Here is a 21783-nt window from a genome sequence, read left to right as displayed (position 1 = left end):
CCGGTCCTTCGCCGCGCGGCCCAGGCGGGCCGCGAGCCTGGCGTAGGCGACGCCCGCCAAGAGCGAGGCCGCCAGGGCGAACCAGCCCGAGATGTGGTCGACGCGGGGGAACACCTGCCAGTGCGTCAGGTAGATGTAGAGGGAGCTCCCGGCGAGGACGCCCGCGACGCGGTTGAGGGACGCGAGGCCCGGCAGGGTGGGCACCCACACGAGCAGGGCGAACCCGGCGACGATGAGGGCCACGCGCGCGGGCTCGCCCGGGAAGAGGCCCGGCACCGTGACGAGGGCCGCCGCGGTCACGAGCAGGCGCTGGCCCACCCGGGTGGCCTTGGCCGCGGCCCAGCCCAGGGCGAACAGCCACGGTACGGCGAGCGGCGTCGGCAGGTACGCGTGCTCGCGCAGCCCGAACAGGTCGTAGCGGGTGACGAGGGCGAGCGCGGTCAGCGCCGCCGGCAGGCCGAAGGGGTGGCGCCGCTCCAGCCGGTCGACGGCGGGCACGGCCAGCACGGCGGTTGCGGCCAGCAGCAGGAAGACCAGGGTGTCGACGAACCAGAAGGCCGCGAGGTGGCCCTCGCGGGGCGGCAGGAACGACTCGACGAGGAACACGGCCGCCGCCCGGTAGTCCTCCGTGAGCAGCCAGGCGCAGGCGATCCAGAGGACGCTGGGGACGGCGACGCGGGCGGCGCTGCGCAGCACGCGCCGGACGCGGTCGCGCCGGGCGGCCGGGGTGAGGTGGAAGCGGGCGAGGTTGTACCCGGCGACCGTCAGCAGCAGGTGGGCTCCGCCCTTGATGTGGAAGACGGGTATGTGCGAGCCGACGATGACGACGATGGCGAGGGCGCGCAGGGCGACACCGGTCTCGATGCGGCGCACGGCCGGCCGCCGCAGCCGCAGCCCGCGGGCTTTCGCCGCCGCTCCCCCGGACCGCTCCGTGGTGGCCGGCGCCTTCCTGCCCGTGCGGGCCCGCAGGTCGCGGATGGGCCGGACGTGCCAGTCCGCGGGGAGGTGGCCGAGGGCTTCTTCCAGGCGGAGGGACATCTCCACGTAGGAGAGGGAGTCGCCGCCCAGGTCGACGAAGCTGTCGTCCTCGGTGGCGTCGGGCCGGTCAAGGATCACGGCGTACAGCGCGCGGAGGTCGGCGCGGCCGCCGGGTGCGGGCCCGTCGGCGGAGGTCTCCGGCGGGGCTCCGGCGTCGCCGGGCGGCCGCAGCGCGCGGACGGCCCGGTAGTCGGGCTTGCCGTTGGTGAGCCGGGGCAGTTCGGGCAGCACGTGGACGTGCACGGCGCGGGGCGGCAGGCCGTGCGCGGCGGTGACCAGGCGGCGTACGGCGTCGGGGTCGGCGTCGCCGGCGGCGGCCACCGTGAGCGCGTCGTCGGCGCCGGCGGCCAGGGCGGTGACGCCGTGTCCGGCTAGGGTCTCCTCCACGCGGTGCGGGTCCACGCGCACGCCGAGGATCTTCGCGAACCGGCTGACGCGGCCGACGACCGCGTACAGCGGTGGCCCGTCGCCGTCCTGGTCGACGACCCGGCCGATGTCTCCGGTGGGCAGTTCGCTGACGGTGCGGCCGAGCGCCAGGTCGGCGGGCGTCTCTGCGTAGCCGAGCATGACGTTGGGGCCGCGGTAGACGAGTTCGCCGGTGCCCGGTTCGGGCCAGTCGGGGTGCGGGCGCAGGTGGAAGGAGCCGCCGGGCACGGGCACGCCGACGGCGTCGGGGTGTGCGGCGGCGCGGTCGGGCGGAAGGTAGGCCATGCGGGCGGTGGCCTCCGTCTGGCCGTACATGACGAACAGGTCCCAGCCGCGGCGGCGGCCGAGTTCCGCGTACCGGGAGACCCGTTCCGGTGCGAGCCGCCCGCCGGCCTGGGTGACGTACCGCAGGTGCGGCAGGTCCATGTCGGCGAAGCCGACGCGGTCGAGGAGGTCGAAGGTGTACGGCACGCCGGCGAAGGCGGTGGCGCGGGTGGTGCGGAACAGTTCCCAGAAGCAGGGGTCCGCGACGGACAGGTCCGTGAGGACGAGCGCGGCCCCGCGCGCCAGGTGGCTGTGCACGACGGACAGGCCGTAGCAGTAGTGCATCGGCAGGGTGGTGGCGGCCCGGTCCTCGGGGCGTATGCCGAGGTAGTGGGCGATGGCCTCCGCGTTCGACTGCACGTTGCCGTGGGAGAGCCGCACCAGCTTGGGTGAGCCGGTGGAGCCGGAGGTGCTGAGCAGCAGCGCGAGCTCGGGGTGGAGGCTGTGGGCGCTGGCAGGGCGCCGCTCGGCGAGCGTCCAGGTGCCGTCGGGGCCGGGGGCGGCGACCACGTCCGGGTCGTAGGCCGCGGTGAGGGCGTGCACGGCTTCCGGACGGTCGCCGGGCACGAGGAGCACGGGGTGCCCGGCGGACAGGGCGGCGAGGTGCACGACGAGGGCGTCGGCGGTGTTGGCCCCGGCGAGGAGGACCAGGCGGCGGTGGGACCCCAGCCGCTCGGCGGTGCGGGCGACCCGGTCGGCGAGTTCGCGGTAGGTGAGGCCGCCGCCGTCGGTGATCAGCGCGGGCCGTTCCCCGAACGCGGCGAGCCGGCGTGCGAAGGGAACGGCGGCTCGGACGTCGGGGAGCAGCTCGGAGAGGGGCACGGGCGCATCTTAGGGAAGGCTTACCTGGCTGAAAAGATGCCCCCCATCACAGAACGGCCACAGCACGCCAGACCGCCACAGTCACCCCCAACCCGTTATGAGGGCCCTCTTGACGGTGAGGTTAGCATTACCTTATTCATAGATCATCCACTTTCCCCTGGCTTGATTCTTTCGCTTGCCGTTCATGAAAGGCCCGACATGCGTCGCCGCACCCTGACCCGGACAGCCGCCGCGGCGGCAGCTGCCCTGCTCTTCCCCCTCCTGTCGGCGTGCAGCAGCGAACCGGCCGACCTCGTCATCTACTCCGGCCGCAACGAGAACCTCGTCAAGCCCCTCATCGAGAAGCTGGAGGAGCACGTCGGCGGCACCGTCGAGGTGCGCTACGGCGGCAGCGCCGAACTGTCGGCGCAGCTGCTGGAGGAGGGCGCCAAGACCGAGGCGGGCCTCTTCTTCTCCCAGGACGCGGGCGCGCTCGGCGCCCTGTCGAAGGAGGGCCTGCTGGCCCCGATGCCGCAGGCGACCCTGGACCGGGTCGACGCGGCTCACCGCGGCGCCGCCGGCGACTGGGTCGGCACCAGCGGCCGCGTCCGGGTCCTCGCCTACCACCCGGGCCAGGTGCCCGCGCCGCCGGCCAGCGTCCACGATCTGGTGAAGCCGGAGTGGAAGGGCAAGGTCGGCTACGCCCCGGGCAACGCCTCCTTCCAGGCGTTCGTCACCGGCATGCGCGTCCTGGAGGGCGACGACGCCGCCCGCACCTGGCTCAAGGGCCTGAAGGACAACCAGCCCAAGGCGTACGACAAGAACACCGACGTCCTCAACGCGGTGGACTCCGGCGAGGTCTCCGTCGGCCTGATCAACCACTACTACTGGTACGAGAAGGCCGCCGAGGAAGGCGCGGACAAGCTCACGGCGAAGGTGCACTACCTGCCCGGCGGCGACCCGGGCGGTCTCGTCAACGTCGCGGGCGTCGGCGTCCTCAAGGGCGCGGACGCCAAGCAGGCGGAGCTCGCGCAGAAGGCGGCCGCGTTCCTGCTGTCGCAGGAGGCGCAGGAGTACTTTGCGGCCGAGACCAAGGAGTACCCGCTCGCCGCCGGTGTCCAGCCCGCCGAGGGCCTGCCCTCGCTGGACTCGCTGCAGGCGCCGCAGATCGACCTCGGCAAGCTGGACTCGCTGAAGGAGACCCTGGAGATGCTCCAGGACGTGGGACTGGTCTGACCTGTGACACCTTCACCGCCCGCAAGGGCGCCGCACGACCCGCCGGCCCCGCCCGTCAGGGCGTCCGGCCCCTCCGCCGCGGCCCCCGCGGCGGACCGCACCGCCCGCCCGGTCGGCGCCGACGCGCCCACCGGGCGGCGGCGTGCCGCCGGGAACCGGGGTTCCGCCGCCCGCCCCCCGCTGGTGCTCACCGTGCCCGCTCTGGTGGCCGCCGTGCTCGCCGTGCTGCCGCTGGGCTACCTCGCCGTGCGGGCACTGGAACGGGGGCCCGCGCACGCCTGGCGGATCGTGGCCGACGAGCGCACCGCGCTGCTCCTCGGCCGCAGCCTCGGCCTGGCCGCCGCGGTCGTCGCCGCCTGCCTCGTCCTCGGCGTGTCCCTGGCCTGGCTGACGGTCCGCACGGACCTGCCCGGTGCGCGTGCCTGGTCGGTGGCGGCGACGCTGCCGCTCGCCGTGCCCAGTTACGTCGCCGCCTTCGCATGGCTGTCCGCCGCGCCGCGGCTCGCCGGTTTCACCGGCTCCGCGCTCGCGCTGACGCTGGTCAGCTACCCGTACGTGTACCTCCCCGTCGCCGCCGCGCTGCGCGGCACCGACCCCGCGCAGGAGGAGGTGTCGCGCTCGCTGGGGCACGGTGCGCTGCGGACGTTCCTGCGCGTGACGCTGCCGCAGCTGCGGCCCGCCGCCGCGGGCGGCGGGCTGCTGGTCGCGCTGTACGTGCTGTCCGACTTCGGCGCGGTGTCGCTGATGCGGTACGACACGTTCACCCGCGGCATCTACCTCTCCTACCAGGCGAGCTTCGACCGCACCCCGGCCGCAGCGCTCAGCGCCGTGCTGGTGCTGATGACGGTGGCCCTGGTCTGGGGCGAGAGCCGCACCCGGGGCCGCGCCGGCCACGCCAGGACCGGCCGGGGAACCGCCCGCCCGGCCGCACCGGCGCCCCTGGGACGACTGCGCGGGCCGGCGCTCGCCTGGTGCGCGGCCGTCGCGGCCGCCGCGGTGGCCTTCCCGCTGGCCACGCTCGGCTACTGGCTGACCGTCGGGACGTCCCGCACCTGGGACGTGGACACGCTCACCGGAACGGCGCTGGCCACCCTGGGAGTGGCGGCGGCCGGCGCGGCACTCACCACGCTGCTCGCCCTGCCCGTCGGGGTGGTCGCCGCGCGGTACCTGGGGCGCACCGCCCACCTGCTGGAGCAGGCCGCCTACGCGGGGCACGCCCTCCCCGGCATCACGGTGGCCCTGTCCCTGGTCTTCTTCGCGGTCCGCTACGCGCACCCCGTGTACCAGGAGGTGCCGCTGCTGGTGTGCGCGTACGCCGTGCTGTTCCTGCCGGTCGCGGTGGCCGCCGTGCGGGCGGCCGTCCTGCAGGCGCCGCCGGTGCTGGAGGACGTGGCGCGCTCCCTCGGCCGCAGCCCCCTGCGGACCCTGCGCGAGGTGACCGTGCCCCTGGCCTCCCCGGGCATCGCCGCGGGCGCGGCGCTGACCTTCGTGGTGTGCATGAAGGAGCTCCCGGCGACGCTGCTCCTGCGGCCCACCGGCATGGACACGCTCGCCACCCGGTTGTGGACCGAGACGGGCAGCGGGGCGTACGCGGCCGCCGCGCCCTACGCCGCCGCGCTGATCCTGCTCGCGGCACTCCCCTCCTACCTCCTCGGAAGGCACCGCGCATGAACCGCGTCCACGGCAACGAACTCCGCGTGGAGGGCCTCAGCGTGGCGTACGCGCCGGGCGGCGCCCCCGTGCTGGACGGCCTCGACCTCACCGTGCCCGCGGGTACGCTCGCGGCCGTGCTCGGCCCCTCCGGGTGCGGCAAGACGACGCTGCTGCGGATCGTCGCCGGCTTCCTCCGCCCCTCGGCGGGGACGGTCAGGGTGGGCGAGCGCCTGCTGAGCGGCCCCGGGACGCAGCTGGCCCCGGAGCGGCGCCGAGTGGGGATCGTGCCGCAGGAGGGCGCGCTGTTCCCGCACCTGAGCGTGGCACGGAACATCGCCTTCGGGCTGACCGGCCACGACCGGGCCGCGCGCGGCCGCCGCGTGGACGAGATGCTGGAGCTGGTCGGCCTGTCCGGGTACGGCGCGCGGATGCCGCACGAGCTGTCCGGAGGCCAGCAGCAGCGGGTCGCCCTGGCGCGGGCCCTGGCACCGGAGCCCGCCGTCGTACTGCTCGACGAGCCGTTCAACGCACTCGACGCGTCCCTGCGGACGGGGGTGCGCGCCGACGTGCGGGCCGCGCTGAGCGCCACGGGCGCCACCGCCGTGCTGGTCACCCACGACCAGCAGGAGGCACTGTCGACGGCGGACCTCGTCGCCGTCGTACGGGACGGCCGCACCGCTCAGTGCGGCACGCCCCAGGACGTGTACCGGTACCCGGCCGACCCGTGGGTGGCGCGCTTCGTCGGCGACGCGGTCCTCGTGCCGGGCACGGTGGCGGACGGCACGGCCGACACGCCGCTGGGCCGGGTCCCGCTGGCCTCTCCCCCGGCGGGGCTCCGGACGGGCACGGTCCTGCTGCGGCCCGAGCAACTGGCGCTCGGCGCGGAGCCGGACGCCGACGGCGTGCCGGGCACGGTGCTGGACGTCCGCTTCCACGGCCACGACGCCGTGGTGAGCGTCGCGGTGCAGGGGCTGGACGCCCCCGTGGAGGTCCGCACGCCCACTCCGGTCGGGGTGCGCCCCGGTGCGGCCGTGGGCCTGCGAGTGACGGGGTCCGCGACGCTGCACCGCTGACCGGCGGCCGCCGCCTGCGCCTCCGCTCCCGGTCAGCGGCGCCGCCTCCGGAGCCGTGCCGGCCTGCCGCCCCCCGGTGTGACCGCTGCGGTGCACCCGTGTCGTCGTCGCTCCTCCCGTCGCGCGACCGTCCGTGCCGGCAGGCCCGGGGGACGCCGCCCACTGCCGGCGGGGGCTCCACGGGTGGCGGTGCGATGCTCCCAACCGGTGCCAACGGTCCGCGTGACGCCCCGTCGTCGCGTCCCGCGGGACGCCTTCGACGTACCGGCCGGGCGTCGAAACGGACTCGCCCCGGCAACGGCACGACAACGACAGGAACGAAACGTGCGTGGAATACCACGCTCCGATCACTGACGCAATCTCACCTGAACGGCGTATGGCTGGTTATGATCAGCACCCCCACGCCCCACCGGAACCGGACCGGCCCTCCCCACCGCCCCCACCAGGGCGGAGCCGCACCGGTCGACCGGACCGTCCCCCGTCCCGCACCGTTCCCGAGGGCCGATGTTGTCTCCCATGGAACCCGAAGGCGCGCCCGGCCCGCCGCCGTCCCCTCGGCGCCGGCGCCGCAGGCTGCGCCTGCGCACACTGCTCGTCCTGCTCGCCATCGTCCCCACGGGGGCGATGGCCACCCAGGTCACCGTGACCGCTCAGCGGCTCCTGGAGCAGTCCGAGCACCTGCGCGCGGACGTCGCCGCCGGGGAGCGCATCGGTCTGCCGCTCTACGAACTGCTCACCGAACTCCAGGCGGAGCGCGTGGCCACCGCGGGCGCCTGGGCCGGCCTGTCGGTGTCCGACCAGTCCCTGCTCACCCGGCGCGGCGCCACCGACCGGGCCGCGGAGGCGTTCCGGCAGGCGACGGCCGCGCACGCGGCCGGATCCGAGCAGGCGGAGCGCCGCCTCCAGGAGATCCTGGAGGGCCTGGACGAACTGCTGGCCCACCGGGAGCGCGCCGACGCCCGGATCGGCGGCCCCGACAGCACGGTGGCGTTCTACACGGGCGTCATCAGCCAGACCATCCGCTTCTACCAGGACGCCTTCGGCCACACCGAGGACACCGGCCTCACCCAGGAGAGCCAGGTCGTCGTCACCCTCTTCTCGGCGTCCGAGATGCTCGCCCAGGAGGACACCGCCATCGCCCTGGCCGGGCCCTCACGGGAGTTGAGCGCCGCGCGGTTCGCCGAGTTCGTCAACGCGGTCGGAGCGCACCGCCACCTGTTCGACCGGTGGATCGTCCCGTACCTGCCGCCCGAGGACAGCGGCAGGTACGCCGCCCTGGCGGGTTCCCCCGCCTGGCAGGCGAAGACCCGCATCGAGGACCACGTCCTCACGGACCACCGGCTCGACTCGCACCGGGTGCGGCTGCCGGCCGACGTCACGCGCTGGCAGGTCGCGCACGGCACCTGGTCGGCCGACGTGGACGCCCTGAACAGGTCCCGCATCCAGGGACTCCTGGCCGGGGCCGACGCCAAGGCCGAGGACCTGGAGACCGGCGTGCTGTGGCTGGTCTCCCTGAGCGGCGGGGCACTGGTGCTGGTGGTGCTGGTCGTGGCGGCCACGACCCGGTCGGTGCTGCGGCGGCTGCGCCTGCTGCACGACCGCACGGTGACCGTCGCCGAGGAGACCCTGCCGGACGTCGTGGACAGGCTGCAGCAGGGCCGTCCCGTCGACGAGGAGCTGCTGCCCGCCGTGCGCGGGGAGCGGGACGAGGTGGGCAGGATCAGCGACGCCTTCGCCCGGGTGGTCGCCGTCTCGGTCGAGGGGCACCGGCAGTTGGCGGCGGAACGGCACGGGTTCGGGATGTTCGCCGCCGGCATCGCCTCCCGCACCGGCAACCTCGTCAGCCGCCAGCTCACCCTGACCGAGGACCTTCAGGACGCGTTCGGTTCCGACGAGGCGCTGCTCGCGCAGCTCATGCGGGCCGACCAGCTGACCGTCGGCATGCGGCGGCAGATCGAGAACCTGCTGATCCTCGCGGGCGGGGAGATCCAGGACCCCCACACCGAGCCGATGCGCGTGGCGGACCTGCTGCGGGAGGCCGCCGCCGAGGTGGAGGACTTCCGCCGCATCGACCGGCAGGCACTGGACGAGGTCGCCGTGGAGGCGCGGGTCATCAGCCAGGTCAGCCACCTGCTGGCGGAGCTCCTGGACAACGCCACACGGTTCTCGCCGCCCCGCTCCCGGGTCGTCATCCGGGCGGAGCGGGTGGCCGACGGCCTGTCGGTCGAGGTGGAGGACCGCGGGCCGCGCGTCTCCGCGGAGCGGTACGCGGAGATGAACGCCCGGCTGCACTCGGCGCCGCCGTACGCGGTGCTGGCCGAGAACGCCCACCGCCTGGGACTGTTCGTGGTCGGGCACCTCGCCGACCAGTTGGAGGCCACGGTCACGCTCCGCCGGTCGGTGTTCGGGGGCACCTCCGCCGTGGTGGTCCTCCCGGGCCGGTTGCTGGTGGAGAGCGGGGCGGACGCGGCCCGGGGCACCGGGGTCACGCCACCGGCACCCGCCGTGCCCGCGCCCTCACCCGCACCGGACCCGGAGACCGAGCCGCAACCGACGGGGGCTGCCGTGCTGCGCATGGTGCCCGAGCGGCCCGTCCCGGCGGCCTCCACCCTCCTGCGGCGCCCGCCGCAGGGCGCCGCCGCCCGCCCGCCGCTGCCGGAGCGCGTCCCGCAGACGCACATGGCCGAACAGCTCAGGACCGGAACACCCGTCCCCGTCGACGGCCCGGACACCGCCACCCCCGAGGAGGTGGCCGACGCCTGGGCGGCGTACGAAGACGGCACCAGGAAAGCCGAAGAGGAACTCCGACAGGATCAGCGATGACCACAGCGAACGACATGATCTACAGCGTCCTGGACAACAACCTGAGCCGGATCGCCGGCATCCAGGGCGCCGTCCTGCTGTCCAACGACGGCATCAAACTCAGCGCCTACCTGCTGGACCGCCCCCAGGCGGAACGCATCGCCGCCGCCTCCTCGGGCATCGCCGCCACGATGCGGGCGATCTCCCGCGAGATCGACGGCGGCCGGGTGATCCGCCAGCTCGTCGAGATGGACGACCGCTACCTGTGCATCGTGGGCTGCGGCGAGGGCAGCACCCTCATCGTCGTCACCAACCGCAAGGCCCGGCTCGGCGAACTGGGCGGCGAGGCGGTGCGGACCGCGCAGGCGCTCGGCGAGTGGCTGGGCACGCCCGACCGCGTCCAGTCCCCCGCCTCGTAATGCCGCAGGAGCCGCGGCGCCCCGCCCGCCGGACCCGCTTGTACGCGCTGACCGACGGCCGTACGGCGGCGCCACGGACGGCCCTCGGCATGGACACCACCATCACGGCGGCGGCCGACGCGGGGGCCCGCGAGGGCCTGCCCAGCGAGTGGCGGGCCGTCCTGGACCTGTGCCCCGCGCCGGGCGGCCGCGCGGTCGCGGAACTGGCGGCGCGCATGGGCATGCGGCTGACCCCGATGGCGCTGCTGCTCGGTGAGCTCGCGGACCGCGGGCTCGTCCACCACCGGCCCCCGCTGGAGGGCGCCGAGACCACCAACGTCCACCTGCTCATGAGAATCAGGGACAACCTTGCCCGGATATGACCCCGGATACGCCTGCCAGGAACCGACGCCCGTCAAGCTCCTCGTCGCGGGGGGCTTCGGGGTCGGCAAGACGACCCTGGTCGAGACGGTCTCGGAGATCGAGCCGCTGCGCACGGAGGAGCGGCTGACCGCCGCGGGCGTCGGCGTCGACGACCTCGACGGCATCGAGGCCAAGGCGTCGACGACCGTGGCGATGGACTTCGGCCGGATCACGCTGGACGACGCGGGCGTGGTGCTGTACCTCTTCGGCACACCCGGCCAGGAGCGCTTCTGGTTCATGTGGGACGACCTGCTGAACGGCGCCCTCGGGGCCGTGGTCCTGGTGGACACCCGTCGCCTGGACCGCAGCTTCGCCGCGGTGGACTTCTTCGAGAGCCGGGGCCTGCCGTTCGTGGTCGGCGCGAACTGCTTCCACGGGGAGCAGGCCTACACGGCGGACGAGATCAGGGGCGCGCTGCGGCTGCGCGACCCGCAGACCCCTGTGCTGATGCTGGACGCACGGGACCGCCCGGACGTCCGGGACGTGCTCCTGGCCCTGCTCGACCGGGTGATCGCGAAGACCCGGGACGCGGCGCCCTCCTGAGCCCGGCGGCCTCTTCGGCGGGGCGGCGGGGACAATGGGGCTGTCGTGCGCCCGCCCGTCCGGTGCGCGGCTTCCCGCCCGTACGCCCCGCACAGGAGCACAGCCGCCTTGTCGCCGCACCCGCCGCACGCCGACCGCCCCGACCTCCGCGCCGACTGCGGCAGCTGCTTCGGCCTGTGCTGTGTGGCGCTGCCCTTCTCCCGGTCCGCCGACTTCGCCGCCGACAAGCCGGCGGGAACGCCGTGCGGTCACCTGCGGGACGACTACCGGTGCGGCATCCACGACCGGCTCCGGGAGAGCGGATACCCGGGCTGCACGGTGTACGACTGCTTCGGCGCGGGCCAGAAGGTGTCCCAGGTGACCTTCGGCGGCCGCGGCCGGCACGAGGAGCCGGACTCGGCACGGCGGATGTACGCGGTGTTCCCCGTGATGCGCCAGCTACAGGAGCTGCTGCGGTACGCCGCCGAGGCCCTGGACCTGGCGGCGGCCGGCCCGGTCCGCGCGGAGCTGCACCGCGTCCACGACCGGATCGAGGCGCTGACCCTGGGCGACGCCGACGCGGTGCTCGCGGTGGATGTGGCTGCCGAGCGGGCCTGCGTGGGCGCCCTGCTGGGGCGGGCCAGTGAGCTGGCGCGGGCGTCGGTGCCGGGGCGCCGCGGGGACCACCGGGGCGCCGACCTGATGGGGGCGCGGCTGCGGGGCGCGAAGCTGCGGGGCGCGAGCCTGCGGGGGGCGTACCTGATCGGCGCCGACCTGACGGGGGCGGACCTGCGGGACGCGGACCTGCTGGGCGCGGACCTGCGGGACGCGCGGCTGGCCGGGGCGGACCTGCGGGGGGCGCTGTTCGTGACGCAGGCCCAGGTGGACGGGGCGCGGGGTGACGGCGCCACGCGGCTGCCGGCGACGCTGCGCCGCCCGTCCCACTGGTAGCAGCCGCGCCGGGAGCGGCACGGGAACGCCGGCGGGGCCCGGGAGCCGGTGGGCGTCGGCACGCGAACGGAGTACCGGTGCACCCCCGTGCGGGTGCCGTCGGGCCCTGCTTCCGCGCCACGGCGGGACCTTCCGAGGTCCCGGGTGCACGGTGAGGGCGTCTTACGAGGTCGGGAGCAGGGAGACTGCCATGCCGGGAGCGGGACAGCCCGAGGCGCGGGTGGCGCGGAACCGTTCACGTGCGGGCTACCGGGTGCGGTACGCGCTGCGGCATCCGGGCCGGGTCCTGCCGTACGCACGGCGGGCCGCGCGCGACGTGTGGCTGGGTCTGAAACACCGCGGGAGCCATGTGGCGTACTACAGGGCGGTGATGGCGAGCGACACGGCGCGCAGTCCGGAGGCGGCCGTGGGCGGCAACCCGTCGGCGGAGCGCTGGCTGGAGATCGGCCGCATGCAGTTCGACTACCTGGTCGGCCACGGGCTGCGGCCCCAGGACCGGATGCTGGAGATCGGCTGCGGCAATCTCCGTGCGGGCTGGCGGTTCATCCGGCATCTGGAGCCCGGCCACTACTACGGCATCGACATCTCGCCGGACATCCTGATGGAGGCGAAGAAGACCCTGGTCCGCTACGGGCTCCAGGACAAGATGCCGTACCTGACCCCGGTGGACGACCTCCGGCTGGAGTTCCTGCCGGACGGCTGGTTCACCGTGGTGCACGCGCACAGCGTGTTCTCGCACTCGCCGCTGGAGGTGATCGACGAGTGCCTGGCGCATGTGGGGCGGGTGCTGGCGCCGGGCGGCTTCTTCGACTTCACCTTCGACCGCACGGAGGGGGCCGAGCACCACGTGCTGCGTGAGGACTTCTACTACCGCACGCAGACCCTGGTGCGGCTGGCGCGACGGCACGGCCTGGAGGCGCGGTTCATGGAGGACTGGGAGCGGCTGCCGCACGGTCAGTCGAAGCTGCGGGTCACGCACCTGGCGCCGGAGGCCGAACGGCAGCCGGAACCGGGCCGGGCGCACTGACGGCGGCCGGCCCGGGCGCGGTTCACCGGGTGAGGGCCCGCCCGAGACCGACGCGGTCGGTGCCGAGTTTGGCGAACACCCCGGACAGCAGTTCGCAGACGGTGTGTTCCGGCAGGCGCATCACGGCGGCGATGGCCGGGTTGTCGAGTCCGTCGGCGGCGTGCCGGGCGGCGGTCGCCTCGGGCGCCGTCAGCGTGTCGCCGCCGGTGGCCTGGGGGCGCCGCGGTCGGAGACCGGCCGCGGCGAGCTGCTCCCTGGCGCGGGCGACGAGGGGTTCGGCGCCGCAGGTCACGGCGGTCTCCAGACCGCGGTAGAGCTGGAGCGCGGCCTGGTCCATGCGGCCGAGGGTCCGCAGCACGGTCCCGTGGTCGACGAGCGCGTAAGCGAGTTCGTACGCGGCGGGCGACTGTTCCAGGTGGGCGACGGCCTGTTCCAGCAGTTCGATGGCGCGGCCGGGATCGGCGGCGGCCGCGGCGCAGACGCGCAGGGCGTGCCCGACGATGCCGGCGGTACCGAACGCCCTGGCCCGGGCGAGGGCTTCGTCCGCCGTGGCCCGGGCGGTGTCGCCGCGGCCCGCGGCGGTCTGGACGAGTGCGAGGTCGAGCTGCCACGGGCTCCAGGCGGGGTTGCGGGATCCGCGGCGGTCCAGCCGTGCTCCTGCCGCGGACAGCTGGCGCTCGGCTTCCTCCAGCCGGCCCTGGGCGGCGAGGAGCCGGCCGTGGACGGCCTGCGGATCGGGGTAGACGACGGAGTCGGGCCGCCACCGGTCGATGCCGTAGCGGTCGGCGACGCCCTGCGCCTCGCCGACGCGGCCCCGGGCGAGGAGGGTCTCGACGAGGATGCCGACCGCGTACCGCTGGGCGGGGATGCCCTGTCCGACGCGGTCGGCGATCTCCAGGCCCCTGCGGACGAAGTCCTCGGCCTCGGAGAGCCGGCCGCGCCGGTAGCGGAGGTAACCGAAGAGGGTGTAGGCGAAGGACAGATGGGCACCGCGCCAGCCCCTGGCCTCGAACTCCGCGATGCCGGCGTTGAACAGCTCCTCCGCGCGGCCGGGTTGGTCGCAGTACATGAGGACGAGCGCCACTCCGGCCGGCACCTCGAAGCCGAAGTCCTGGTCGATCCAGGTCATGCCGCCGGTGAGGGCCTCCTCGGCGTAGTGCAGGGCCTCGGTGGCCGGTTCGCCGCGCAGCACGGCGTCCCAGGCCCGCATGCCGAGGATGAGCCGCTCGGCGGGGCCGCGGCCGGTGAGCCGTTCCGCGAAGCGGGCGAGGCGGCGGGAGCGGGCGGGCGCGTCCGGCTCGTCGACGCGGACGGAGTTCCACTTGAACTGCTCCGCCTGCATGCGCAGTCGGGTGCGGGAGTTGGTGGTGCCCTGGGCTGCCTCCTCCAGGAGTTCGACGGCCCGCTCCATCCGGCCGGAGTGGACCAGGGCCTGCGCGAGGCGGTAGGTGATGGCCTCGCGCAGGGGCTGCCCGATCTTGGGTTCCTCCAGTGCGGCCCGCAGCTGGTTGACGGTGGTGGCGGGCTCGTGCGGCAGATTGGCCGAGCCGAGTTCGAAGAGCACCTCGGCGCGCTCCTCCATGTCCGGCGGTTCGCGCAGGGCGCGGCCCAGGTAGCGGCGTGCGGGCTCGGGCGCGCCGGAGCTGAAGCTGTCGCGGGCGGCCTGGCGCAGGGTGCGGACGACCCAGGGATCGCCTTCCGGGTGGGTCTCCAGCAGGTGGCGGGCCGCTTCGCTCGGCCCGTACCCGGCGTCGACGAGGGCGCGTGCGGCCACGCCGTGCATGGCGACGCGGACGCCGGGCGGCATCGCGCCGTACACCGCGTTGGCGATGAGGGGATGGTTGAACTCGACCACGCGCTCGCGGTGGATGCTGGTGACGGCGGTGAGGAGGCGGGCGCCCTCCAGTTCCTCGACGGCCGCGGCCGCCTGTGCCTCGCCGAACGCGGAGACGGTGCCGAGCAGCTTCATCGGGATGCCGCCGCTGCCGAGGATCGCGGCGGCCCAGGCCACCCGGACCGTCGAGGGACCGAACTGCTCCAGCCGGTCGATGAGGCCGCTCCCCTTGACCGCGGAGGCGAGGTCACGGAGTTCGACGAGGGCGTCCTCGTGGGCCTTGAGGCCGCGTTCCCTGCTCTTCTGCAGCAGTTCGACGACCTCGAAGGGGCTGCCCGCGGTGATGGCCCACAGCTCTCGGCAGAAGACCTCGTCCGCGTCCTCGCCGAGGAACGACCTCACGAGCATCGCGACGGCGCCGGACGTGAGCGGTGCCAGTTCGTGGGGCCTGGCGGCGTGGCGTTCCGTCAGGTCCTGCAGGGCGGCGGCGTCCGGCAGGAGTTCGTCCGGGCGGCAGGCGACCACGATGAGCATGGCGAGTTCCTCGGCCCGCGTGGCGAAGGCGGTGAGCCAGGCGAGGGACTCGCTGTCGGCCCAGTGGGCGTCGTCGAGGACGAGGACGAGGGGGCGGTTGTTGCGCACCGCGAGCCGGGTGACGACCCAGTCGAGGCCGTCCCGGACGCCCTGGGGGTCGGGGTAGTCGTCGCCGGCCGGCGCGTCCAGACCGATCGCGGGCGCCACGATGGTGTACCAGGTGCCGAGCACCTCGCGGCTCTCGGCCTCGTTCATGGGCGCGAGGAGCGGCTGCACGAGGTGCCGCATCACGCGGAACGGCACCTGCTTCTCGTGCTCTCCGCCGCGGGCGAAGAGCACGGTGCAGCCTCGTTCCGCCGCGCGGTGGCGGAGCTCGTTGACCAGGGTGGTCTTGCCCGATCCGGCGGGACCCGTGAAGGCGAGCAGGCCACCGCGGCGTGCGGGTGCCCCGTCGGTCCGGGTCCCGCACAGTGCGTCCAGGGCACGCTGGATCGCGAGCAGTTCGGATTCTCGTTCGAGGAGCGGTTCGCCGCTGCCCCGGGGTGCCGTGGCCTCTGTCATCCTTGCCCCCTCCAACACGTCCGGCCGAGTGTAGGCCCAGGGGGGCACCGGAAAGCGGCTCGGGAGCCGTTTCCCGGGAACATCGCCACTCGTACGAGCGCAACCGTGTATCCTCCGCTGACACCTGCATGCCAGGTCGCTTATAGTGCGCTCCGGTTCGATCCGAAACGGTCGTACTGCCGCCTTTCTCCGTCACTTCCTTGCATGCGGAATCATGGGCAGCGCATGCGGCATGGGGATTCCTGCGGGGATTTCCCGCACCTCCACACCCGGCACCGGCACGAGCCGCCAGCGGGCAGCCACGCTCGCGACGACGACGAGCATTTCCGCCATCGCGAAGGAATCGCCGATGCACTTGTGCTGGCCGGCACCGAACGGGAGGAATCCGCTGAGCCGCGCGGGGCGCGCCGGGTCGGCGGTCGACCACCGGTCCGGGTCGAAGACCGCGGGGTCCTTGAAGTAGCCGGGATCACGGTGCAGCGCGTACGGGCTGTAGGCCAGCTCCGCGCCGGCGGGAACGGGAACGCCGCCCAGGGTGACCGGGGTGAGCACCTTCCTGGTGAAGACCAGCGCCGAGTGCATCCGCAGCGTCTCGTGGAGCACGTTGGCCGTGTACGTGAGCCGGGGGAGGTCGTCGGCGCGGACCCGACGGCCGCCGAGGACCGCGTCCACCTCCGCGTGGACCTTCTGCTCCGCCTCGGGATGGCGGGCGAGTTCGTGGAAGACCCACGCCAGGGTGGTGGCAGCGGTCTCGGTACCGCCGAAGAGGATCGTGATCAGCTCGTCCCGCAACTGCTCGGCGCTCATCGTCTCGCCGGTCTCCGGGTCGGCCGCGGCCATCAGCAACGACAGCAGGTCGTGCCGGCCGCCGCCCGGCCCGGCACCGCGGGTTGCGGCGCCGGCCGTCCCCGCTCCGGAGCCGTCCTCCCCTCCGGAGCCGTACGCCGTCTCGGGACCGTACGCCGTCTCGGAGCCGTACGCCGCGATGACCTCGTCGATGATTGCCCGGAGCCGGGTCGCGGCGGCGTCGAAGCGGCGGTTCAGCGGGATGGGCAGCCGGTCCAGGGCCTTCGGCATCAGCGTCCGGACGAGCATGCCCTCCAGGATGATCGGGAAGGAGCGGTGCACCTCCGCGACGGCGCGCCCGCCCACCTCGCCGGAGAACATCATGTCGGCGACGGCGGACAGCGTGAACCGCCGCAGCTCCTCGTCGACTGCGACCCTGCGTCCGTCCGCCCAGGACGCCGCCATCCCGTCCGCCTGGCGGCACATCCGCTCGGCGTGCTCCATGATGTGCGAGCGGTGGAAGGCGGGCTGCATGATGCGGCGCTGCCTGCGGTGGAACGCCCCGTCGGTGGTGGCGAGGCCGTTGCCGAACAGCGGGCGCATCTTCTCGAAGATCCGGCCGCGGCCGAAGTGCTGTGCCTCGCCGACCAGGACGGTGTGGACCAGTTCCGGGCTGGTGAGGACGTGCAGCGGCCAGGTGCCCACATCGACCCGCACGACGTCGCCCACCGCGCGCAGGGACTCCAGGAACGCGATGGGGCGGCGCCACAGCTGTAGGGCGTGCCCGAGGACGGGCAGGCCGCCCGGGGCGGCCGGGGCCGGCGCCCCGGCCGCCCCGGCCGCCTCGGGTGACCCGGCGGCCCCGGGTGCTCCGGCCGTCCCGGTCCGGGCGTGCCGGTGGTCGTGCTTCACGAAGGTGCTCCTCCTCGCGGTGTCCGTCATGGCGCCGTGTCGGTCACGCCGCCGAGACGAGCCCCGGGCGGGTGTAGGCCGCCTCCAGGCCCGCCGCGAAACGCTCGTCGCAGTAGCGGGTGCAGTCGTAGCGCTGCCACAGGTCGGAGCCGACCATCCAGTCCTCGTAGGCGCGTACGCGACGGACCGCGGCCGTCCGCGCCTGCGGGTCCGTCACGCCGAGCTCGTCCAGCACGGCGGGGATCCTGCGGGCCCCCGCGAGGAAGTCCTCCACGCGGGCCTCGATGCGCTCCTCCACCGCCCTCACCGCCTGCGGCAGCGACCAGCCCTGCCACGCGGCGAGGAGCGCGGCCAGGTTGTTGGTGTCGCCGCAGGAGTACTCCTTGGGCAGGGAGAACACGTCGTTGCCCCAGGAGATGACGTCGATCGCGCTCCAGCCGAGCTCCTGCACCTCGGGGTGGTCGTGGACCGCCGCGGGCACCTCGATGCCGAGGAAGCCCTCCACCATGTCCATCATGGGCAGCAGCTGGGAGCTGTGACGCCGGGTCAGCACGTAGTCGGCGACCGGGGGCCGGTAGCCGGGCCTGCGGTTGTGCGCCTCCTGGTCCAGGGAACCCAGCATGAGCGGGACGTGGGCGCGGTAGCGCGCGCGCAGCAGGGGCGGCAGGCGGTCGAGGATGCGGTCGCACAGCTCGATGAAGCCGTCGACCAGGGGGTTCCGGGCGGCCTTCGGGATGCGGTCGGCCCGCCCGTCCACCACATAGCCGTTGATCGCGGCGGCGACGGGGCGCCAGTCGTCGACGCTGCCGTCCCGGATGAGCAGGTCGTGCTGGTCGTCCAGGACGAAGGACCAGGCCATCCACTGCGCCAGCAGGACGAGGTCGTCGTACGCGGCGCCGTACGCGACCCGGGCCGACAGGTGGCCGAAGCCGATCCCTGCGAACTCCTCCGCGGCCTCCTCGACGAGGCCCCCCTGCACCACCCAGTCCGTCGCCTCCGCATTGGCCCGCTCCGCGCCCGGGTCCTTGGTGTTCTCAAAGGGAAGATGAAATTCCGGAATCGTGAAAGAGTCGAGATGGGGCATTTGGTCTCCCTCCGGAGGAAATCCGATCCGCCATTCCCCGCTCACTCCGGCCACACAGCGCTCGCTTTGCCCACCCTGCGAACACAGCGAAGGGCGGATTGCGGCCATTCGCTTCCATTAACCCGCAGCCCGGAGCAGCCTGTCAATATAATCGGACGCGACGCTACCGCTTGGATTCCCGCAAGTGCCACATGGATTTCGAGAGGGCATATGCGCGGAGGGTTTTCGCGTCGCTCAATCCCTGAGCGGTACGAGGGGCTCGGGCGGGTGGACGCGGGCCGCGGCGCGGCTCCGGGCCCGGCGGCCCACGCCGGGCGGGGCCGTCGCCGTCGGTACCCCGCCGGCGGGCGCGGGGGCGGCCGTCGTGCGCTCCTGCCGAAGACTGACGACCCGTCCCCCGCGGGGCAGGGGCGCGCCAATGGCCCCGCGGAGTGGTTCGACGGGGGCGGGGCGCGGCACTCGGCGACGTGCAGGGCCCGGAGGAGCCCTTCATCCTCCACGGCCCGACGCGGGCCGACTGCCCGACACGGCGTGCAGGCCCACAGCCCGACACGGCGTGCGCGCCGACTGCCCGGCACGGCGTGCGGGTGCCGCCCCGGGGGCGGCACCCGCAGGGCTGCTGTTACGGGAGTGGTCGGAAGTAGCGGGCGAGGGCCCATGCCGCGACCTTGCGGCCCGTCGCGGTGCCGGCGAGGTCGGCGGTACGGGTGTGGATGCCGGCCCAGACACGGGCGTCGACCACGTCCTGGTCGTAGTCCCGCGCATAGGTGTAGTGCCGCGTCTTGCCCGCGGTGACTGAGGAGATGGTCAGGTCCATGCGTGGACTGCCGGACAGGAGCGTGAGGGTCCGGGTCAGCGCCCCGGCGGTGGTGGTGTGGCCGCTGAGGTAGTCGGGGTGGGCAGGCGTCTTCAGCAGGGGCTCCCACGCGGGGTCGGGCGCGGTGTGCGGGTTGCCGTCGGTGTCCGCCTCGCGGATCGCCGTGACGGGCCGCCAGCTGCCGTAGTGCAGCTTGGACTCCCATGCGGCGATCACGGCGTCGGCCTGGACGGTGTTGACGGCGGCGTACAGGCGGGCGGTGTCGACGAGGTCGAGACCGAGCCGCTCGGCCCGGTCGGCGAGCGCACCCTGGATGTCGAGCCTGGTGAAGAACAGGGCCGTGGCGGTCTGCTGGGGACTGCGGCGCGATCCGGTCCTGGGGCCGTAGGCCTTCACCTCCGCGAAGTCGGCCGTGTAGAGCGCCGAGGTGAGCGCGGGCGGCGGCGGTGGGCGGAACTGGTCGGCGCGGTCGAGCAGGAGCGGCCGCAGCCGGCCGAGCCAGGCGCTGGCGAACGGTTCCCGCGCCGGCGGAGTGGGCCGCCAGGAGCCGGGAACGGCGGGGTAGACCGGCTCCGCCCCGCGCACGACCTCGGGCCGGAGCCCGATCACGTGCCGAGCCGCGCGGTGGCCGAACTCGACACCCCGGTCCTCGGCCCTCCCGTCGGGAACGGCGGCCAGGGAGGCGGTGTGGGCGGCCTTCAGCTTCCCCGCGGCCGCGGGGAAGTAGTGGAGGAGCACGTCGTGCGCGGCGGTCGCGGCGGCGGCCTCTGCCGAGGCGCCGCGGGGGCCGCGCACCCGCCACTTGTAGGGTTCGTAGCGGCCCTCGACGCCGACGACGGCGTTGTACATGGCCGCGGAGACCAGGCCCTGCCAGAGGGCTTCCTCGGGGGCGGTCAGGCGTCCTCCCGGGTCGCTGGTGTCAGCGGCCAGGCGCGCCCACGTGACGATCACCGCGCGTGGGGCGGGGGGCGGGTCGCCTGCGGCGGCGGCCGAGTCCGGGGGGTGGGCGAGCATCGGCGCCAGGGCGAGCAGGGTGGCGCCCATGAGCGAGGCGGCGGTGCGGGAGCGTATCCGAGCCGAGGTGCGATGCACTTTTTCTGCCCTTTCCCTGATTTCTGGAGTTTCTTGCGGCCTTTTTCCGTTTCGGGCTATCGGAATCACCCTCCGCGGTGCTGGAGGGAGCGCAACCGGGGTGGCCGTTACCGGGGGCCGTTCGAGGGGCCGCACCACCCGGACGGAGCCGTCCACCTATCCGACCCACTTTGGACCTTAAGTCCGATATGGCCTCAATAAGCGCAGGTGAGAGGCTTTGCTGCGCCTTGGTTGTTCACGGCGACGCGATACGGGCGGCGCAAGTTCCGTGACAAGAGTCACGGGCCGCCAGGTGAACGGATGCCCGCATCCGCCATACGACGCGGAATTCGGCGACCTTCGGCGGCAAACGGATCTTCACCGCGGAATTTCCGGCCTTGTTTCGCGCCGCCGCTCTCGTCTACGGTCACCGTCCATCCGGAGGGTCCGCCGAATCCTGCCGCCTTCCGGCTCCACATCCACCCACGTACGGCAGGAGCGGGGGACCCAGGTAAGTCGCCGTGCGGATCCGGTCGGGACCGTGATCCGCAACGGCTCGGGGTGAAGTCGCGGCACGTCCGCGGCCGGGCAACTCCAGTCCGAACCCGACAGCTCACCTCGCAGGCGCCGGAGAGGAATACGCCATGCCCGCAAAGGGTAAGCACCGTCGCCCCAAGAACCTCCGCATTGCGCGCGGCTTCGCGATCGCGAGCACTGGAGGGGCCGCCTTGGCTCTGCCTTTGACCGCGGCCGCCCCCGCTCTCGCGGCCCCCGTCTCGGCCCCGTCCATTGCGGTCGAAAAGGCCGTGTCCGCTGCCCCCGCAGCTGCGGCGAAGTCCACCGCCACGTACTCCGTCATCAACGGCGACACGCTTTTCGGCATCGCGGAAGAGCACTCCGTGAGCGGCGGCTGGAAGGCGCTCTACGAGAAGAACAAGAAGGCCATCGGTGACGATCCGTCACTGATCCGCCCCGGTCTTGAGCTCTCCCTTCCGGGCAAGAGCGACACGACCGAGCGCGCCTCCCGGAGCACCGCGCGGGCCCCGATGGCGGCCAAGGTCGCCGCCGCACCCGTGAAGGCCTACGCGAACAACCTGGACGGCTGGATCAGGGAATCGCTCGACGTCATGGCGCAGCACGGCATCCCCGGTTCGTACGAGGGAATCCACCGCAACATCATGCGGGAGTCCTCCGGCAATCCGCTCGCCATCAACAACTGGGACTCCAACGCCGCGGCCGGCACCCCGTCGAAGGGTCTCCTCCAGGTCATCGACCCCACGTTCCGCGCCTACCACGTGCCCGGCACGTCGCTGGACCCGTACGACCCGGTCGCCAACATCACCGCCGCGTGCAACTACGCCGCCGCGCGGTACGGCTCCATCGACAACGTCTTCGGACCGTACTGACCGGTCGAAGAGTACGACCAGAGCCAGCCCATATGGCAGACATGGGCTGGTCTCGGCGGTACGAACCGATAGTCCCTTATCGCCCCGGGCGTGTTCTGATGAGA

15 protein-coding genes and 1 riboswitch are annotated in these 21783 nt (G+C 73.8%); of the genes, 10 read left to right on the top strand and 5 right to left on the bottom strand.

All coding sequences use genetic code 11. The annotated features are described in order from the left end of the window. On the bottom strand, window positions 1-2610 hold a 2610-nt coding region (locus BJP40_RS30560), incomplete at its 3' end, for a non-ribosomal peptide synthetase (protein ID WP_071284092.1). A gap of 198 nt (window positions 2611-2808) precedes the next feature. On the opposite strand from BJP40_RS30560, the gene BJP40_RS30555 reads away from it, so the two are divergent. The 9 genes from BJP40_RS30555 (at window position 2809) to BJP40_RS30515 (ending at window position 12674) form a co-directional block, all read left to right on the top strand. Next, complete coding sequence (locus BJP40_RS30555; RefSeq protein WP_071284089.1) at window positions 2809-3825, top strand: iron ABC transporter substrate-binding protein; 1017 nt, start codon at window positions 2809-2811, stop codon at window positions 3823-3825. A 192-nt stretch (window positions 3826-4017) separates the two neighbouring features. Beyond that, the gene (locus BJP40_RS30550; RefSeq protein WP_071284176.1) at window positions 4018-5496 is read left to right on the top strand and encodes an iron ABC transporter permease; all 1479 of its coding nucleotides are present in this window, start codon (window positions 4018-4020) and stop codon (window positions 5494-5496) included. Then, window positions 5493-6551 carry an ABC transporter ATP-binding protein gene (locus BJP40_RS30545; RefSeq protein WP_071284086.1) on the top strand — a complete coding sequence of 353 codons (1059 nt, stop codon included), beginning with the start codon at window positions 5493-5495 and terminating at the stop codon, window positions 6549-6551. The genes BJP40_RS30550 and BJP40_RS30545 overlap by 4 nt, the downstream gene beginning before the upstream one ends. 516 nt (window positions 6552-7067) lie before the next feature. Continuing rightward, complete coding sequence (locus tag BJP40_RS30540) at window positions 7068-9374, top strand: nitrate- and nitrite sensing domain-containing protein (RefSeq protein WP_226962341.1); 2307 nt, start codon at window positions 7068-7070, stop codon at window positions 9372-9374. Next, the gene (locus tag BJP40_RS30535) at window positions 9371-9772 is read left to right on the top strand and encodes a roadblock/LC7 domain-containing protein (protein ID WP_071284084.1); all 402 of its coding nucleotides are present in this window, start codon (window positions 9371-9373) and stop codon (window positions 9770-9772) included. The genes BJP40_RS30540 and BJP40_RS30535 overlap by 4 nt, the downstream gene beginning before the upstream one ends. Then, on the top strand, window positions 9772-10134 hold the full coding sequence (locus tag BJP40_RS30530) for a DUF742 domain-containing protein (protein ID WP_071264636.1): 363 nt from the start codon (window positions 9772-9774) through the stop codon (window positions 10132-10134). Before BJP40_RS30535 ends, BJP40_RS30530 begins: the two co-directional genes overlap by 1 nt. Next, a complete protein-coding gene (locus BJP40_RS30525) occupies window positions 10121-10717 on the top strand; it encodes an ATP/GTP-binding protein (protein ID WP_071284081.1) in 597 nt (198 codons plus the stop codon). Before BJP40_RS30530 ends, BJP40_RS30525 begins: the two co-directional genes overlap by 14 nt. Window positions 10718-10825: 108 nt before the next feature. Beyond that, the gene (locus BJP40_RS30520) at window positions 10826-11647 is read left to right on the top strand and encodes a pentapeptide repeat-containing protein (protein WP_071284078.1); all 822 of its coding nucleotides are present in this window, start codon (window positions 10826-10828) and stop codon (window positions 11645-11647) included. Window positions 11648-11837: 190 nt separating this feature from the next. Continuing rightward, the gene (locus BJP40_RS30515) at window positions 11838-12674 is read left to right on the top strand and encodes a class I SAM-dependent methyltransferase (protein WP_071284075.1); all 837 of its coding nucleotides are present in this window, start codon (window positions 11838-11840) and stop codon (window positions 12672-12674) included. 22 nt (window positions 12675-12696) lie between these two features. Here the strand turns inward: BJP40_RS30515 and BJP40_RS30510 are convergent, their stop codons facing one another. The 4 genes from BJP40_RS30510 to BJP40_RS30495 all read right to left on the bottom strand — a co-directional run bounded on the left by BJP40_RS30510 (window position 12697) and on the right by BJP40_RS30495 (window position 20294). Continuing rightward, on the bottom strand, window positions 12697-15603 hold the full coding sequence (locus BJP40_RS30510) for an AAA family ATPase (RefSeq protein WP_071284073.1): 2907 nt from the start codon (window positions 15601-15603) through the stop codon (window positions 12697-12699). Between the two features lie 192 nt (window positions 15604-15795). After that, window positions 15796-17301: a cytochrome P450 gene (locus BJP40_RS30505; RefSeq protein ID WP_226962342.1), complete on the bottom strand. Its 1506-nt coding sequence runs from the start codon at window positions 17299-17301 to the stop codon at window positions 15796-15798. 43 nt (window positions 17302-17344) lie between these two features. Continuing rightward, a complete protein-coding gene (locus BJP40_RS30500; protein WP_071284070.1) occupies window positions 17345-18385 on the bottom strand; it encodes a lyase in 1041 nt (346 codons plus the stop codon). 622 nt (window positions 18386-19007) lie between these two features. Beyond that, window positions 19008-20294, bottom strand: a complete 1287-nt coding sequence (locus BJP40_RS30495) for a vanadium-dependent haloperoxidase (RefSeq protein WP_226962343.1) — start codon at window positions 20292-20294, stop codon at window positions 19008-19010. A gap of 417 nt (window positions 20295-20711) precedes the next feature. Further along, window positions 20712-20913: riboswitch (cyclic di-AMP (ydaO/yuaA leader) on the top strand. Window positions 20914-20917: 4 nt separating this feature from the next. Between BJP40_RS30495 and BJP40_RS30490 the strand changes: the two genes are divergently transcribed. Further along, window positions 20918-21679, top strand: a complete 762-nt coding sequence (locus BJP40_RS30490; protein WP_071284063.1) for a transglycosylase SLT domain-containing protein — start codon at window positions 20918-20920, stop codon at window positions 21677-21679. Window positions 21680-21783: the final 104 nt, after the last annotated feature.

Origin of the sequence: Streptomyces sp. CC53, assembly GCF_001865245.1 — a bacterium.
Taxonomy (GTDB): domain Bacteria; phylum Actinomycetota; class Actinomycetes; order Streptomycetales; family Streptomycetaceae; genus Streptomyces.
The sequence above is the reverse complement of the archived record's forward strand: the minus strand, read 5'-3'. Positions and strand labels throughout refer to the sequence as shown.